Annotated in this window: 17 protein-coding genes; 6 read left to right on the top strand and 11 right to left on the bottom strand. The window is 27.5% G+C overall.

Features of this window, described 5'->3' with window-relative positions:
- The first annotated feature begins 19 nt into the window (after positions 1-19).
- Positions 20-1,723: a lysine--tRNA ligase gene (gene lysS / locus RT575_RS08215; RefSeq protein WP_313386539.1), complete on the top strand. Its 1,704-nt coding sequence runs from the start codon at positions 20-22 to the stop codon at positions 1,721-1,723.
- A gap of 56 nt (positions 1,724-1,779) precedes the next feature.
- Here the strand turns inward: lysS and RT575_RS08210 are convergent, their stop codons facing one another.
- From RT575_RS08210 to RT575_RS08200, 3 genes are all read right to left on the bottom strand, one after another.
- A complete protein-coding gene (locus RT575_RS08210; RefSeq protein ID WP_313580095.1) occupies positions 1,780-2,844 on the bottom strand; it encodes a carboxypeptidase-like regulatory domain-containing protein in 1,065 nt (354 codons plus the stop codon).
- Positions 2,845-3,163: 319 nt separating this feature from the next.
- On the bottom strand, positions 3,164-3,733 hold the full coding sequence (gmk, locus tag RT575_RS08205) for a guanylate kinase (RefSeq protein WP_313386541.1): 570 nt from the start codon (positions 3,731-3,733) through the stop codon (positions 3,164-3,166).
- Positions 3,733-4,581, bottom strand: a complete 849-nt coding sequence (locus RT575_RS08200) for an endoribonuclease YicC domain-containing protein (protein WP_313386589.1) — start codon at positions 4,579-4,581, stop codon at positions 3,733-3,735. The genes gmk and RT575_RS08200 overlap by 1 nt, the downstream gene beginning before the upstream one ends.
- Before the next feature lie 159 nt (positions 4,582-4,740).
- Here RT575_RS08200 and RT575_RS08195 point away from each other — a divergent pair, with 159 nt between their 5' ends.
- On the top strand, positions 4,741-5,877 hold the full coding sequence (locus RT575_RS08195) for a DUF4026 domain-containing protein (RefSeq protein ID WP_313580092.1): 1,137 nt from the start codon (positions 4,741-4,743) through the stop codon (positions 5,875-5,877).
- 181 nt (positions 5,878-6,058) lie between these two features.
- Here RT575_RS08195 and RT575_RS08190 read toward each other — a convergent pair whose 3' ends face one another.
- The 4 genes from RT575_RS08190 to hemH form a co-directional block, all read right to left on the bottom strand.
- Positions 6,059-6,268: a hypothetical protein gene (locus RT575_RS08190; RefSeq protein WP_313580090.1), complete on the bottom strand. Its 210-nt coding sequence runs from the start codon at positions 6,266-6,268 to the stop codon at positions 6,059-6,061.
- 71 nt (positions 6,269-6,339) lie between these two features.
- Positions 6,340-7,392: a DUF3078 domain-containing protein gene (locus RT575_RS08185; RefSeq protein ID WP_313580088.1), complete on the bottom strand. Its 1,053-nt coding sequence runs from the start codon at positions 7,390-7,392 to the stop codon at positions 6,340-6,342.
- A 29-nt stretch (positions 7,393-7,421) separates the two neighbouring features.
- Complete coding sequence (locus tag RT575_RS08180) at positions 7,422-8,510, bottom strand: DUF3078 domain-containing protein (protein WP_313386545.1); 1,089 nt, start codon at positions 8,508-8,510, stop codon at positions 7,422-7,424.
- A gap of 168 nt (positions 8,511-8,678) precedes the next feature.
- On the bottom strand, positions 8,679-9,662 hold the full coding sequence (hemH, locus tag RT575_RS08175; protein ID WP_313580086.1) for a ferrochelatase: 984 nt from the start codon (positions 9,660-9,662) through the stop codon (positions 8,679-8,681).
- A 108-nt stretch (positions 9,663-9,770) separates the two neighbouring features.
- Here hemH and ruvB point away from each other — a divergent pair, with 108 nt between their 5' ends.
- The 4 genes from ruvB (at position 9,771) to queG (ending at position 14,438) form a co-directional block, all read left to right on the top strand.
- A complete protein-coding gene (ruvB, locus tag RT575_RS08170) occupies positions 9,771-10,808 on the top strand; it encodes a Holliday junction branch migration DNA helicase RuvB (RefSeq protein ID WP_313580084.1) in 1,038 nt (345 codons plus the stop codon).
- Positions 10,809-11,043: 235 nt separating this feature from the next.
- Entirely contained in the window at positions 11,044-12,531 is a 1,488-nt protein-coding gene (locus RT575_RS08165; protein ID WP_313580083.1) for a transglycosylase domain-containing protein, read from the top strand.
- Positions 12,522-13,157, top strand: coding sequence for a hypothetical protein (locus RT575_RS08160; RefSeq protein ID WP_313580081.1), 636 nt, complete (start codon positions 12,522-12,524; stop codon positions 13,155-13,157). Before RT575_RS08165 ends, RT575_RS08160 begins: the two co-directional genes overlap by 10 nt.
- Before the next feature lie 318 nt (positions 13,158-13,475).
- The gene (gene queG, locus RT575_RS08155) at positions 13,476-14,438 is read left to right on the top strand and encodes a tRNA epoxyqueuosine(34) reductase QueG (RefSeq protein WP_313580079.1); all 963 of its coding nucleotides are present in this window, start codon (positions 13,476-13,478) and stop codon (positions 14,436-14,438) included.
- On the opposite strand, the gene RT575_RS08150 is transcribed toward queG, so the two are convergent.
- From RT575_RS08150 to RT575_RS08135, 4 genes are all read right to left on the bottom strand, one after another.
- Positions 14,435-15,004, bottom strand: a complete 570-nt coding sequence (locus RT575_RS08150) for a GNAT family protein (protein WP_313580077.1) — start codon at positions 15,002-15,004, stop codon at positions 14,435-14,437. The two genes, queG and RT575_RS08150, sit on opposite strands and share 4 nt — an antisense overlap.
- Before the next feature lie 436 nt (positions 15,005-15,440).
- On the bottom strand, positions 15,441-16,277 hold the full coding sequence (locus RT575_RS08145; RefSeq protein ID WP_313580075.1) for a nuclear transport factor 2 family protein: 837 nt from the start codon (positions 16,275-16,277) through the stop codon (positions 15,441-15,443).
- 43 nt (positions 16,278-16,320) lie between these two features.
- Complete coding sequence (locus RT575_RS08140) at positions 16,321-16,899, bottom strand: helix-turn-helix domain-containing protein (RefSeq protein ID WP_313580073.1); 579 nt, start codon at positions 16,897-16,899, stop codon at positions 16,321-16,323.
- A gap of 43 nt (positions 16,900-16,942) precedes the next feature.
- Positions 16,943-17,323 carry a DUF1634 domain-containing protein gene (locus tag RT575_RS08135; protein ID WP_313580071.1) on the bottom strand — a complete coding sequence of 127 codons (381 nt, stop codon included), beginning with the start codon at positions 17,321-17,323 and terminating at the stop codon, positions 16,943-16,945.

Raw genomic sequence — 17,323 nt, 5'->3', positions numbered from 1 at the left:
TATATAAATTATATTCACAATGCAATTGTCTGAACAAGAAATTATTCGTAGAGAAAAACTACAACAATTAAGAGACCTAGGTGTTGAGCCTTACCCTGCCGAAGAATTCGTAGTAACTTCTAATTCTAAAGAAATAAAGGATAAGTACGAAGATGGAAAGGTTGTTAAGCTTGCCGGACGATTGATGAGTGTTCGTGTTATGGGGAAAGCTTCTTTTGCTGAGTTACAAGATAGTGAAGGTCGTATCCAAATTTACATTTCTAGAGATGATATTTCTTCTACTGAAGAAGGAATTGAATACAATACAATATTCAAAAAATTAATGGATATTGGTGACTTTATAGGAATTGAAGGCTACCAATTTAAAACAAAAGTTGGAGAAATTTCTGTACATGTTACTAATCTAAAAATGTTATCTAAAACATTACGTCCTTTACCAATCGTAAAAACGGATGATGAAGGAAATGTATTTGATGCATTTACAGATCCTGAATTACGCTACCGCATGCGCTACGTAGATTTGGTTGTAAATCCACATGTAAAAGAAATTTTCTTAAAACGTACACGTTTATTTACTGCAATGCGTAATTTCTTTAACGACCGTGGATACATGGAAGTTGAAACTCCTGTTTTACAATCTATACCAGGTGGTGCAGCTGCTCGTCCATTCATTACACATCATAACTCATTAGATATTCCTTTATATATGCGTATTGCAAACGAGTTATATCTTAAAAGATTAATCGTTGGAGGATTTGAAGGAGTTTATGAGTTTTCTAAAAACTTCCGTAATGAAGGAATGGATCGTACACACAATCCAGAATTTACAGCAATGGAAATTTATGTAGCTTATAAAGACTACAACTGGATGATGGACTTTACAGAACAATTATTGGAACATTGTGCAATTGCTGTAAATGGAACTTCTAAAACAACTTTCGGTGAACACGAAATAGATTTCAAAGCACCATATAAGCGTGTTACAATGCGCCAAGCAATTATTGACTTTACAGGATTTGACATTGAAGGTAAATCTGAAGCTGAATTATTTGAAGCTGCTAAAGGAATGGGAATTGAGGTTGATGAAACAATGGGGAAAGGAAAATTAATTGATGAAATTTTTGGGGAAAAATGCGAAGGTAACTACATTCAACCAACATTCATTACTGATTATCCAAAAGAAATGTCTCCATTAACAAAACAACACAGAGATAATCCTAATTTAACTGAACGTTTCGAATTAATGGTTTGTGGTAAAGAAATTGCCAATTCTTATTCTGAGTTAAATGATCCAATTGATCAACGTGAGCGTTTTGAAGAACAATTAAAATTATCTGCAAAAGGAGATGATGAAGCTGGAGAATTTATTGATGAAGATTTCTTACGTGCTTTAGAATTTGGTATGCCACCAACTGGAGGTTTAGGAATTGGAATGGACAGATTAATTATGTTCTTAACAAATAATCCTTCTATACAAGAAGTTTTATTCTTCCCTCAAATGCGTCCAGAGAAAGCTGCTCCTGCTTATGAATTAACAGAAGAAGAAACAAAGATTATAGACATTTTAAAATCAACTGAAAATATTGATTTAAATGAATTAAAATCTCAAGCTGGATTGAGTGGTAAAAAATGGGATAAATCAATGAAAAACTTAGCTAAATATAATTTAACTAAAGTTACAGTAGATGGTGATTCTAAAACAGTTTCTTATTTAGGAGAATAAAAATTCTTAATATATACTTAAAAAGCTCAACAGAATTGTTGAGCTTTTTTTATGTATTATTCTAACTTATAATTTACAGGAAGTAAATTTGCTATTTTCTCCCAACTAAAATAACCTTCAACTATTAAATTGATTGGATGATAATAAGATCCATTTTCTTCTATTTTTAATAATTTTCCATCATTCAAAGAAATAATAGAAAATTGATTACCCGCAAAAAGTAAATTATTCTGTTTTAAATATTCAGTATCTTGTTTTTCTTTTTTATATTCTATAGCATAAAATCCTTTAAAATTTAAAAATTGATTTTTACCATTTATTATTTTTAAGCTATCATATGGTACTTTTTGATTAATTAAATAAGAAATTATTTTAGGAGGTACTTTACCATCTATTTTTTTACTCAAAGCAATTTCATTTTTAAATTTTTCATATTCTGGATTTTCTTTACGTATTAATCGTTTCACTTCATATCCGTTTTCTTCTAATTGATTATCATAAATAGATTTTATAAAATGATTTATACTTCCTAAATAAGCTTTTTCCCTATTTTTTATCCATTTTTTACTGGGAGAAGATTTTGTTTTCTTTTCTGTAAATAAAGCTGTTCCAAGTGTCAAAGCATAATTCGTTTGATAATTTACATTAAAATCTATTAAATCATATTCAATATCATATCCCAAATAATCATTACTAATAATTAAAGGATTTTTTGAAGTTGCAGTAAGTACTTTAGATTGCTTATCATATCTAAATCGAAGATCTTTAGAGTTTATAATTTTAGTTTGTTGAGATGCTTTATCACTTCCTAAAAATAATTTAAGAAATGTATTGTAATAATATAACCAATCAGCTTTAGATATTACCTGAACTGTTGTTTCTTGTAAATTAATGACTTCTGGTTCTAATTTTATTGTGTAATATTTATTATCCAGTGAATTAATTCCTAAAATAAAATTCTCAAATAAATCTGCTCTTACAATTAAATTATACTGTCCATTTGGTAAATCTAAAGTAAACTCTCCTTGATTATTTGTATTTGATTTTATTGTAGAACCATCAACATAGACTATTGCTTGGGCAATTGGTTTTGAATTTTCATCTTTCACTATGCCTTTCACTATGTTTTGACTAAATAACTGATTACACTGAATCAACAGAAGTATTATAAATGTAGATTTTATATTCATAGTTTAGATTATTTTCATACTATTATTGTTATAATTTTCTATAAGTTAGTAATTATATAAATATATGAAAATTAAATAAATGCGGCAGAGATAGAAATGATATCCTTTTATAACTAAAAACGTAGATTTTCGAAGTTTTTAATTATAAAAGATAAAATGTATAGCCCGTTCGTCCGCCCAAAATATAAAATAGATAAAAAAATAGCTCAACCTGATAAGATTGAGCTATGATTTTATGATGTAAAAAAAATTAAGAATTTTGAAAATTAGTAATAATTTCTACTGCTTTTTGTTTTGCTGTTTCTAGGTCATCATTCAAAAGAATAATATCAAATTCTTTTGCTTTCTCCATTTCAATTTCAGCCTTATCGATTCTTTGTTTCAGTTTATCTTCGCTTTCTGTGTTACGAGAAATCAAACGATTTTTTAGAATTTCTAAAGATGGAGGATTAACGAAAACCGTTAAACATTCATCTCCATAAATTTTTTTTATGTTTAAAGCTCCAATAACATCAATATCAAAAACAACTGAGTTTCCTTCAGAAATAATTCTATCAACTTCGGATTTTAATGTTCCGTAAAAATTATCACGGTAAACTTCCTCGTGTTCTACAAATTCATCATTTGTAATTTTAGTTTTAAATTCTTCTGGATTTAAAAAATAATAATCTTTTCCATGTTCTTCACCTTCTCTCTTTTCTCTAGTTGTACATGAAATAGAAAATTTGAGATTATTTAAATTTTCTAGAGCATGACGAACCAATGTAGTTTTACCTGCACCAGATGGAGCTGAAAAGACGATTAATTTTCCTTTTTTCATTATAAAACGTTTAATGATTGTTCTTTTATTTTTTCTAATTCGTCTTTCATTTGAACGACAATCTTTTGCATTTCTGAGTGATTAGATTTAGAACCTAAAGTATTTATTTCTCTTCCTATTTCTTGAGAAATAAATCCTAATTTTTTACCATTTGATTCTATAGATTCTAATTCCTTTAAAAAATATTCGCAATGATTTTTAAGACGAACCTTTTCTTCTGTAATATCTAATTTTTCTAAATAGAAAATTAATTCTTGTTCAAAACGATTTTGATCAACATCAATTTTTTGTTCATCCATACGTTTTGCAAAACGATCTTTTATTGTTTCTATTCTTACTTTTTCGAATGGAGTAACATCTGTTAATAATTGAAGTATATTATTTAAATTTAATCTCAAATATTTTTCAAGAACAGCACCTTCATCTGCTCTAAATTTGTTTAAAGCATCAGCAGCTTCTAAGATAGTTGTACGAATTTGATTCCATTCGTCTTCATTTAACTCATCTTGTGTATATGAAATTACATCTGGCATACGCATAACAACAGGTAACAATTCAGCATCTGTAACTTCTGGTGTTATTTCTTTAAATTCGCTAATATATTTTTTAATTAAATCGGCATTAAGACTTTGATTACGAGCTGCAGGATTCAACTCAACCATCATAGAAAAATCAACTTTTCCTCTTTGTATTTTTTCTGAAAGTAAATTTCTTATTTCTAATTCTTTTTCACGATAAAATGATGGAATTCTAGTATTTAAATCAAATGTTTTACTGTTTAAAGAACGTAATTCTATTGTAATTTTTTTTTCAGGTAATTCTAAAATAGATTTACCATAACCTGTCATAGATGTTATCATAATTGGATAATTATGCAAGCAAAATTACAATAATTTAATGTAAGTTAAAGGCTTTGGTTTATTTTAATATTAATAAAGTTTAACATTTTTCTAAATATTATCACGTATAAAATCAATTATTTTAGCATAAATCAAAAAAATAAAAAAATGACTAATCAAGAATTATATAAAGAAATAGAAGAAAAAGGATTAAGCTTACCATCAACAATGGGAGTTTTTCCTTCTACTTCTGACTTCATTTTTAATGAACAATTAATTAAAAATAATCTACAAAAAAATAATTATTTTGAACTTAATCATTTCGAAATCATTGATGATAATAGAACTTCAGATGAAGTGATTAAACAAGAATATAAAATTAATGTGACTTATTTAAACGAAGATTACACAATTAATTTATACGTTGTAGATGCCAAATCAAATGATTATTCTGAATTTGGTTTTGGAAATTTAATTTCTGAAAATGAGCTTGATTTAGCCATGCAACAAAATTATTATTTAGAAGCTGATATGTATTTTGGAAATGATGCTTTGGATAGTTTTCATTTACAGTTAAAAGTTTTACAATCAATTGTAGAAAATCCTTCTATTGTTGTTGATTTTATGCCTTTTAGATTACTATCGGGGAAATGGGCAAAACTAACAGCAAAATCTGAAGTTCCTCCTGCTCCTAGTTATTTATATACTATACATGGTGTTTATGATGAAATTGATGGAGAAAAAATATATTGGTTACATACTCATGGTCTACATAGATGTGGCTCTGTTGAACTAGAAATGCTGAATATAAAAAACGGTATAGAACAATTAAATTCTGCATTAGACATGATTGTCAATGCATTTATAAAAGCAGATTATAGATCACCAGAAAATCAAGAATTCAATATTGGATATGATGGCTTGGATATTACTTTTTGTTGGAAAAGATGGGAGGATGTTGTAAAAAATTATCAAACCAATATCCCTGGAGGATATAATGACAGACAACCTGAGAATGAAAATTATGAACCTTCTGGAGTTTTACTTGCTGTACAAGAAGGAATTACTGTTTCTCCTGAAATTTATTCATCTACAATTGCTGATAATCCTATATTTTTTATAAGTGATCAAGAAACAGAAAGAATGTCTGCTATGGCTTATCAAAGATTTGATGATTATAAAAAAGTTTTTAAAAAATATTTTAATCCTGAAGCGGATGAAGAAAACTATTGGCGATTTTTAGTAAAGCTAGGATTTGAGGTTAATCACGAAATGAAAAAAGAACATATTTGGTTTGATGTATAAAACATAACTGATAATAATGAGATTGTAGCTGTTTGTTTAAATAGACCTTATGCTGTTGATGGTTTAAATGAAGGAGATGAAGGTATTTATCCGCAAGAAATGATTACCGATTGGTTAATCTATACACCAACAAATACCATTACACCTGATAATATTTATTCTATTATAGACTAAAATAATATTATTTTTTCTTTAGATAAGTTGGATCATTTGGATATTTTTTTATTTTAAACAAAGTCACAACTAAAATCACAATAAATAATAAGATAAAAATCGAACTAAGGAAAATTCTAGAATTTTGTTCATTATTTATCCCAATTATTAGCTCATATATAGCCCAAATTATAACTAAACCTTGAGGTAATAAACCTGCTAAAATATCTTTTCTCATTTAAGACTGAATTGTTATACAAAAATAAGAAAAATAAAAAAAACCTGCTTTAAAAAAGCAGGTTTTAAAATTTATTGTGTGACTAATTTTGTTTCATTTAAAATAGGCTCATCTCTTAAAACATTAGTTGCAACTTCTAAAGAATTTTCTTTATCTTCAAAAATTGGTTGCTCATGAATAAAAGCGGATGCTTGTGTAGCTTCTTCTTTAGGTTTTGTATTATCAAATTTATAATTAAATCCAATTCCTAAAGTTTGTTTTACCTGTACTTTTTTTATCTGATCTTCATAATACAATAGATTTACAGAAAGTTGAGCAGATACAAAGCGATTAACTTTTAAATCCAATAAACCTTGATAAGCAATATCCATATTTCCAAACTTATTTAAATAATCAGCATATATACCTATGCGATTATCATAAGAAATTCCTTCCATAATTTGGAATTTATAACGAGCCCCCAAATAAGCTCCAAATTCTAATACAGCATTATCTCCATCAGCTTTAAGACCAAAATTCCCTTTTGTTTGTAAATCTTTATCTAATACAAATGTTGCTCTTGGAGTAAAAGGATGAATATTAACTTGAAAATTCTCATTTGGTTTATAATCTAATCCTAAACCAAGGCTCAAATAACCAGGAGCCATAATATTAGAAATCTTTGTTTTTGGTTCTGTACTGTAATTATATCCTTGTGTAAATTGAGAATTAAAAGTCATAGCAGCAGCTAAATACCAATCACTACCAATATTATATCCATAGGAAGATGTAAGGTTTATGATATCATTTGTTTTTCTTGTGCCTTCCCCTTGGTTCTTCTGCATACCATAGCCAAGAGTTATTCTATTATCCCAAATGTGTTTATCTCTAGTCAAATTGAATTCATAATCAAAACCAGCATTTAATGCAAATGAATTAACTCCTCCAGCTACCCAATTACTAAAAGAGTTTTGAGAAAATAATAATGAATTATTACCTGAAACATACCATCCAGGTTGACGTCCTTCAAATTTTACATCTTTTAGATATCGCCTACTATCAGTAGATAATTTACCATCCTTTACAGTTTGTCCAAATAATAGTGAACTCCCCAAAATAGTAATGGCTAAAATGATTTTCCTCATAATGTTTTTTTAGTTATTGTTATTTATTATTAAAATATTGATTCTGATTTTAAGTAGATTGAATTCTCTTCTATTGAATTTTCTTTAAATACTTGTTTATAATTATCCATATTTAATTCTAGATTATGCAATTTCAGAGGAGATAATGGTACTTCAGAATAATCTAGTATCTCTTTTTTCTTCCTTTTTTTCTTCTTTTTCTCCTTATTATCAATCTTATATATTAATCCAACGCCTAAAGCTTGTTTAAATTGTATTTGTTTTATTTGATCATCATCATAAATCAAATTCAATGTTAACTGGGTAGACATAAAATTATTTATTTTCATATCTAATAAACCTGCATAAACAATATCTAAATTGTAAACTTTCCTTGAATAATTAGCAAAAATCCCTATATTATTATCATAAGTAACGTTTTCAAATAATTTTAATTTATATCTCCCTCCTAAATAAGCTCCTATTTCAAAAAGAAAAGTATCACCATCATTTCTAAGGCCATAAGATCCTTTATATTGTAAATCTTTATCTGCTACAATTGTTGTTCTTGATGTTAAAGGTTGAAAACTTAATGAGAAATTAGAATTTGGAGTATAATTTACCCCGACCCCAACAGTTACATATGCTGGAGCAAATAAATTTGATAGTTTTTTATATGGTGTTACATTATAATCATAACCAGCTGTAAACTGTGATCTAAAGTTAAGTGAAGATGATAAATACCAATTTTCTTTTAATAAATACCCATAAGAAGTTGTAAGATTTATATTATCAGCTGTTTTCCTTGTTCCATTGGTTTTATTATCGATAAAACCATATTCCATAATAACACGATTATCCCAAAAATGTTTCTTTTTTCGAAAATTAAATTCATAATCTACTTTTCCATTCAAAGAAACAGAATTTTCTCCCCCTGCTAGCCAATTAGAAAAGGTATTCTGATTAACTGTTAATGTATTAGTACCAAGCACTTGCCACCCTGTAGCTCTTCCTGTTGTATCAATTTTAGATTTTAGATACTTTCTTCCATCAATAATTAGATTACCACTCGTATCTAAAAATTGTGCAGATGAAAACAAAGATAATATCAAAAAAAATGTCGACAGTATTAACCTCATCAAATAAAAAATATCCTCGTGAAAATTGAAAATTATACGCAAAGATATTTAATTTATTGTAAGAGCCTGTTTAAAAATCATCTAATAATTTCTAAACAGGCTCTTTTTATTGTAATTCTGAGAATAATAATAAATTCTATTATTTTGTATAGAGGACAAAAAAATATATTAATTATTCTGCCAACCTTTAAACCATTTTACTAAAGCATCAACCCAATCTTGTCTATCATTTAAACAAGGAATGTAAATAAATTCTTCTCCTCCTGCTTCTAGAAATTCTTCTTTACCTTCCATCGAAATTTCTTCTAAAGTTTCTAAACAATCAGCGACGAAAGCTGGCGTACAAACTGCTATCTTTTTTACACCTTCTGTTGGAAAATGTTCTAAAGTTTGATCTGTATATGGTTTTATCCAAGGATCAGTTCCTAAACGAGATTGAAATGACGTGAAATATTTATCTTCTGGAAGACCTAAATATTCTGTCACCAATCTTGTTGTTTCTAAACATTGATTACGATAAGTTTCTATAGGTAATTTACTTCTTTTAGCTGCTCCAATAGCTTTTCGATCATGTCTTTCTGGAATACCATGATAAGAAAATAATAATTTATCGTAATCTTCTGGTAATTGTTCTTTAATAGAATCGCCTAATACTTTGATATAATCTGGATGCTTATAAAATGCTTTCAGAAACTGAACATTTACATCTTTGAATTTTTTCTTTTGAACTTCTAATACTTTATCTGCAACTGTTTCTGTCGTAGACATTGTATATTGTGGATAAAGAGGAACAACCAAAATATCTCTTACACCTTTATCATACAGTTCTTTTAGTCCAAATTCTATAGAAGGATTTTTGTAACGCATAGCTAATCCAACAGGAATATCTAATTGTTCTTGTACTTTTTCTCTTAAAATTTTTGAATATATAATAAGTGGTGATCCCTCTTTCATCCAAACCTTTTTATATGCTTCAGCTGATTTTATAGGTCTTCTTGGTAAAATAAAAAGTTCGACAATCATTTTACGAATCAACCAAGGTGTATCAATCACTTTCCCATCCATCAAGAACTCTCTAAGGTATGTTCTTACATCTTGTACACTTGTAGAATCTGGCGAACCTAAATTCACTAATAATATTCCTTTACTCATAATTCTTTTTATCTTAAAAAAATATTGCGTTCTTTGTAACTGTAAAAGTACGTAGGATTATTTAAATTGTACTTTGTATTTTTATCATTAATATTTATATCATCATATATGTCAGATTTATTGAAGCCTGATAAGGAATTTTATCCAGACGATGACCTTAGTCACGAAAACACCGTTCGTCCGCAGAGTTTTGATGATTTTGCTGGGCAAGCTCATATTTTAGAAAATTTAGAAGTTTTTGTAAAAGCTTCTAAACTTCGTGGTGAAGCTTTGGATCATGTTTTATTACATGGACCTCCGGGTTTAGGAAAAACTACATTAGCTAATATTATTGCGAACGAATTAGGTGTTGGAATAAAAATTACTTCTGGTCCTGTTTTGGATAAGCCAAGTGATTTGGCTGGATTATTAACTAATCTTGAAGAAAATGATGTGTTATTTATTGATGAAATACATCGTATGTCTCCTATTATTGAAGAGTATTTATATTCTGCAATGGAAGATTTCAAGATTGATATTATGATAGAATCTGGACCAAATGCACGTTCTGTACAAATTGGTCTTAATCCTTTTACGTTAATTGGAGCAACAACACGTTCTGGTTTATTAACAGCGCCTTTGCGTGCCCGTTTCGGTATTAATTTTAGATTTGAGTATTACAATGTAGAATTACTTAGTTCTATTGTAGAACGTTCTTCTCGTATATTAAATACGCCAATCGACATGGAGGCTGCAATAGAAATTGCAGGAAGAAGTCGTGGAACACCTCGTATTGCAAATGCATTATTACGAAGAACAAGAGATTTTGCGCAAATAAAAGGAAATGGAAAAATAGATCAATCTATTGCTGAATTTTCTTTGAAAGCACTAAAAGTTGATGATAACGGATTAGATGAAATGGATAATCGAATTTTATCTACTATTATCGAGAAATTTAAAGGTGGTCCTGTTGGTATAACAACTTTAGCTACTGCTGTTGGAGAAAATGGTGGAACTTTAGAAGAAGTTTATGAACCATATCTTATACAAGAAGGTTATTTGATGCGTACAGCTCGTGGTCGTGTTGCTACTGAAAAATCGTACAAGCATATTGGTGTAAAATACCGTGGAGAAAATTCTCCGCAGACGGATTTATTTGATTTCTAAGGTTTTTAGAATTGTTTCGCTATCCATCTTAGTATAAGATTTATTTAGTAAAAACTATTTCCTTATCCATACTTAAATTATTTTACTAAGTATCTAATTTACAGAAAAAACAATTATATTCGTAGCAAATTTAACAACATACGAATATAGTTGTTGTTTTACGAAACTACACCGCGTTTTGTTTCGTGAAATAACAATCTTATGTGCAATACTCCAAAAATATCGCCTATAAACTATGAAAAAAGAATTTGAAGGATTTGTAATTTATAATAAAACAAATAAAAAAAGTAAAGCTTACGCAGTAGTTTCTGAAAATTATGAATGCAAAGCCGAAGCTCCAGAAATTCCGGAAAAATTTAAAGAATTTATTATTCCAATAGAAGATAAGCGGTTTTTCAATCATAATGGAATTGATATAAAAGGTACTACAAGAGCATTATTAAGAAACTTTATGAATATGAAAGTTTTAGAAGGAGGTAGTACTATTTCTCAACAACTGGCGAGAAATATTTTAAAAGATAATTCTAGAACTTTATCAAGAAAAATTAGAGAATCTATTATTGCGTTAAAACTTGAATATAATTATTCCAAAGATGATATTCTTAATTTATATTTTAATAATGTTTATTTTGGAAAAAATCTGAGAGGAGTTAGAAGTGCTAGTTTATATTATTTTGATAAGGAACCTAAGAAATTGAATAATAGTGAAATTATTTATCTACTTACAATTTTAAGAGGTCCAAATTATTATCTCAGTAATTTAGATGCAACAAATAAAAGGATGAAATTACTTTCTGAATTATTATTTAATAGTAATAAACTCAATTTATATCAATATAATAAAATTGGCAAAAAAAGTAATATATCAGGAAATCATAGAATAAATATATTAAGAAATAATACAATACCATTTATTACGGAAAATATTGATTTTCAGAATAAACGTATAGATTCAACATTAGTTTCATATTATCAAGATTTTGCCGAAAATTTGGTTAGGAAATCTAAATACCCAACTTCTATTGTAATAATTAGAAATAAAAAAGTAATTGGTTTTTATAGTTTTTATGGCTCTGATTATCCTTTTATTTTTAAATCAAATGTTGGTTCAACCTTAAAACCTTTTATTTATTATTATGCAAAGAAAAATGGTATTAATAATGATCAAAAGTTTTCTTCCTATAAAAATAATTTAAATTGGAATGTTAGAGAAGCAACTTCAGTAAATTCTAAATTGAATATTGACGAAGCTTTATATCATTCAAATAACAATGCTTTTATTAATATTTCTGAAACAATAGGAATTGAAAATACTTTAAATTTTTTATCAGATTCTATTCAAATCAAGGATGATGAAGTCTTTCCTTCAGCTATTTTAGGTGCGACAAAAAATGGGCTTTCATTACATCAATTAACATTAGCTTATAATGATTTTTTAACCGAAAATATTGATGATGAAAAAATGGAATTAATGAAAATTTTAAATAAAATTTTTAAAACAAAACTCAATTTCAATATTGAAAATGCTTTTCTAAAAACAGGGACTACAAATAATAATGACGAAAGATTAGCCATTATGCATCACGCAGATACTACGTTTGGAATTTTGAGAAATGAAAATCCACTTAATGACTCTTCAAAAGAAGGAAATATGTTTCACGAAATTAAAAGATTTTTTGGCTCATATTTTAAACAACAACTTAAAGAATACAAATGGATATAACTACATCTTTAAAAGAAATTGATAAAAATTTGCTTATTTTCATTTTAACAAGTCTATTTGCTTTTATTTCTTGGTTAATAAAAGGTATTATAGAAAAACCAATAAATGAAGCAAAAATAACATTTGAAAAAACTTATACAACCAGAATTGAAATACTAACAGAAATAAAGAATAGGCTTAGTTTAATTCTATATTTTAATTCTGGTTATTATAATTTAGATTATAAAAATCAAATTCAAAATTTACTACTTAAAGATGGTAAATCTGCGTATTTAAGTAAGGAAATTTTAGATAATATTTTAAGAATATCAATTGATGAAACTAATAACAACAATCTTATTCAAGAGACAATAAGTAAAATAGATACAGAACTTTATTTAATAATATCCAAAATTGAAGACGAGATTAGTTTTTATAGAAAATTTTCAAATTATAATCCTCTAAAAAAAGTTATAGGAATATTATTACTTGCCTTACAGAACATTATAACAATCCTTCTTATTAGTTTAGTCATATTCTTATTAGTGTTTTATTTTATTAAAAGTGAGTTTTGTGGAAAAGCTTTGGTAATAATTGTTTCTTTAGTTTTATTAATTTTCTCAAACTGGTATCTTTCAAAAAAATAGCAAAGCACATAACATTGGTAACTGTTGCGTAACTCATAATTTTAAGTAGAACAACAAATAAAATATAAAAACAGACCTCTTTAAAAGCGATTTTAAGGAGGTTTTTATTTCTGTTTTTTTTACAGAATTGTAAAATTAGAGATGGCTTATTAACTTAGCTGTGCAATAAAAACACCGCATTGGTAAAATGGTGGAATATACTTTGAAAGGATTCAATACTCAACAACAGTAATTTTATGCCTTTTTTTCTCTAAATTTGCTCCCGTTAAAATCTTCAATATGCTGACAATTAACTTTTTTTGTACTTATTAAAATAAAATGTTTCTTGGAACTGCAGAACATATAAAAAATGATAGAACCCAACGCATCAAAGAAAAAGCTGAAGCGTTGGGGTTTATTTCGTGTGGAGTTGCCAAAGCAGATTTTTTAGAAGAGGAAGCTCCTCGTTTAGAAAAATGGTTGAATAATAATTATCATGGAAATATGAGTTATATGGCTAATCATTTTGATATGCGATTAGACCCTAGATTATTGGTAGATGGTGCTAAATCAGTCATTTCATTAGCTTATAATTATTATCAAGAATTGGACAGAAATCCAGATTCTTATAAAATAGCTATGTATGCACAAGGTGAAGATTATCATTTTGTGGTTAAAGAAAAAGTACGAGAATTATTGGATTATATTCAAGAAGAGATTGGAGATGTTAACGGACGAGCATTTGCCGACTCTGCTCCTATTTTGGAACATGCTTGGGCAAAAAAAGCTGGAATAGGATGGGTTGGTAAAAATTCCTTGACGTTATCCAAACAAAAAGGTTCTTTCTTTTTTTTGGCAGAATTAATTATCGATTTAGAATTAAACTACGATTCACCCATAGAAACTGACCATTGTGGAAAATGTACACGTTGTATAGATGCTTGTCCTACAGAAGCTATTTTACCTAACAAAACTGTAAATGGAAGCCAATGTATTTCCTATTTTACAATTGAATTGAAAGAGCAGATTCCTACTGAAATGAAAGGTAAATTTGATGATTGGATTTTTGGTTGTGATGTTTGTCAAGAAGTTTGTCCTTGGAATCGTTTTTCACTTCCTACAAAAGAAAGTCGTTTTATAGGAAATGAAAAAATAAATCAGTTTTCTAAACAAGATTGGGAAGAGATTACAGAAGATGTTTTTCGTGAAATTTTCAGAAAATCTCCTGTTAAACGTACCAAATATGATGGTTTAAAACGAAATATAGATTTTATTACTAACCAAATTTTAACAGAAGTCTAAACTAATTTTTGTTGAAGTTTTTCGGATAAATCTTTGTTCCAATCATCTTTTAAAATACTCAAAACAATTATATCTCTACAATATCCATCAGGCAAAATAGTATGTTTTCTTAATATACCTTCTACTTCTGCTCCTAGAGATTTCATTGCAAAAATACTTTTCTCATTTCGAACATCTGCATTGAATTCGATTCGATTAAAATCTAATTGATTGAAAGCATAATCCAATAATAGATATTTACAACTCTTATTTACTTTTGTTCCTTGTACAGCTTTGTCGTACCAAGTATAACCAAGTTTAGCTCGTTTATTTGATGTACTAATTTCATATAAACGTGTCGAACCAACATATCTATTAGTTAATTTATCTAAAACAATAAAAGGTAATTGGTTTTCTTCATGATAATGTTCAATTGCAATATCAATATAGTTTCTCATGTCCTCTTTTGTTTTCATAGGTATTAAGGAATATTTCCAGATTTCTTGTTGGTGAATAAACTCATGTAAAAACTCTAAATGAGTTTCATTTAAGACTTCTAATCGGACAAAATTATTTTCTAAAATCATAAGATTAAAGTTAGATTCATTTATCTAAATTATCAAGAAAAGAGTAATTAAATTTTGAATATTTACACATTCAATCTTTAAAATTACTTTCTACTTAATACTTTTTACACTATACATAAAAATCGCAAAAGGGATTGTAATGGAAATCCTTTTACAAACTGATAGCTGAGCGGAGTCGAAGTCTGTTTGTAAAAGATTGAAATGAAAAGCGCGTCCCGAAGGGTTTGCCCAAATTATTTTTCTCTTAAAGTTGTTCATTTCTTTTAAAATTTATGATTATTTTTTGGGCAATTGCTACGCACCGTGCTTTCACGCTATATCTTTTTTGATTGGTCATTTCGACTTCGCTCAGTGACCAATCAAAAAAGGATGCCGCTTCAATCACTATTGCAAACTCATGACTAAAAATAAATTAAATAATTATTGAATTTTTATTTTACCTCATCTCTTCATTTAGTTTATAACTATCTTCTAAAAAATGATATTTTACAATCTTTTCATCAACTACTTTTAATATAACAACAAATGTTGTACTGAAAGATTTATTGTAAGGCAATATTTTTGATACTAATGAACCAACCACTGTTGCGTTTTCTCCATTTACAGTAATAAAATCTATTTCGAATTTTTCTGATTCTATATTTTTTGATAATTCATAAAAAAAAGCTTGAACTTCTTCTTTGGTTTCTCTTTTTCCTACCCAAGAAAATTTATTTTTATTCCCTGGTAAATCCCAATCTACTTTATCTGCAAATAGGTCTATTGGATTTCCTTTTCTACGTCCAAATTGTATGTCATAGAATTCGTCTACAATTTTCTTGGTCTGGCTTGTTTTATCTTCTATTAGTAAAGTATTTAATATTCTTAATCGTTCTATATCTTGAGAAGCAAAATCTGGGTCCACATAACAATGCATTCTTTTTATTTTGTTATTTTCTAATTGGAAAACAGAACAAAATTTTCCATAAGAATCTGTATTGTTAGGAAATTTTATTCCAGTATTTGTAATTCCTTTTTCATGACCTTCTACAATAACAAATTCTTTATTTTCTATGTAATTAAATTTTTCTAAATCGAACTCTAAATAATCAATCAATTGAATAATTTTTTGCCCAAATTTTTGTAATCCTTCTCTCCCCTTTCCAAAACCAAACTTTTGATAAAATATTTCTACATCATCACTAAATAATTGATAATATTTTTCTGAATTGACATATCCTTCATTAATTAATTGATAATAAGATTGTACTGTAATTAAATTTTTGTTTTCCATATATTTTTATTTTAAACCAATCGTTCCAAAATAAGATAAAAAATTATTTTTTAATTTGCTCGATTAAAAAATCTACCATCTCTTGGACTTCTTTCTCATCCTGAGAAAGAATATAATGACTCCAAAATGTACTGAAAGTAGAAAGAATAAATCGAGCTATAATTATAGGATTCTTAGAGCTTTTTATATCGCCATCTAACTGGGCTTGATGTATTTTTTCTTCTAAGATTGTTTGTAATATTACTCCATTTTTATTGAGTAATGCCTTTATTTGATTGTTGGTTGATGCCACTTCAAAAATTGTATTAACAATAAAACAAGCTTTATTATCTTTTAATGTTTGATTTACGACATCGCGAATTATAAATTCTAAATTATCGATTGCTTTTTTTCCTACCGAAGATGCTTTTTTATATTGGTTCTCTTTCAATTTTGAATAATCAACCAAACATTTCAAAAATAGTTCTTCTTTATTTCCATACGTATCATAGATACTACTTCTGTTAAGACCCAACGTAGAAACCAAGTCATGCATAGAAGTTGCATGATAACCTTTTTCCCAAAAAAGGTTTCTTGCAATTTCTAATTTTATGTTATAATCGAATTCTTTATTCCTTGGCATAATGCAAATATACTTATATTAAACCAATCGTTCCAAATAAAATTTAATGAGAAAATCCAAAGAAAACACTCATACTAATAATAAACAATACGATAAGTGTTATAATAACATATAATTTGTCTTTTTCTAATATAAAAGATACTAAAGAAAGAATAAGTCGTAAAAATGGAGTTAAGAATAAAATTAATATTCCTAAGAAAATAATTGAACTACCTTTTAATTCAACTACTCCTCTAAAAATTGTAGAAATTACTTCGAAAATACTACGGTCATTTTCGACAAACTTACTATAATTAACTGTTTCATGTCCATGAGAAGTAAGAAAAATTATTCCACCTATAATACCAATAGTTAGTACTGTATATACGCCATATTTTAATACTCCTCCAATTATTTTTTGAAGATCTTTATCTGTAAATGTCAT

Origin of the sequence: Chishuiella sp., assembly GCF_032109125.1 — a bacterium.
Taxonomy (GTDB): domain Bacteria; phylum Bacteroidota; class Bacteroidia; order Flavobacteriales; family Weeksellaceae; genus Empedobacter.
This window is presented reverse-complemented; position numbering and strand designations above follow the sequence as displayed.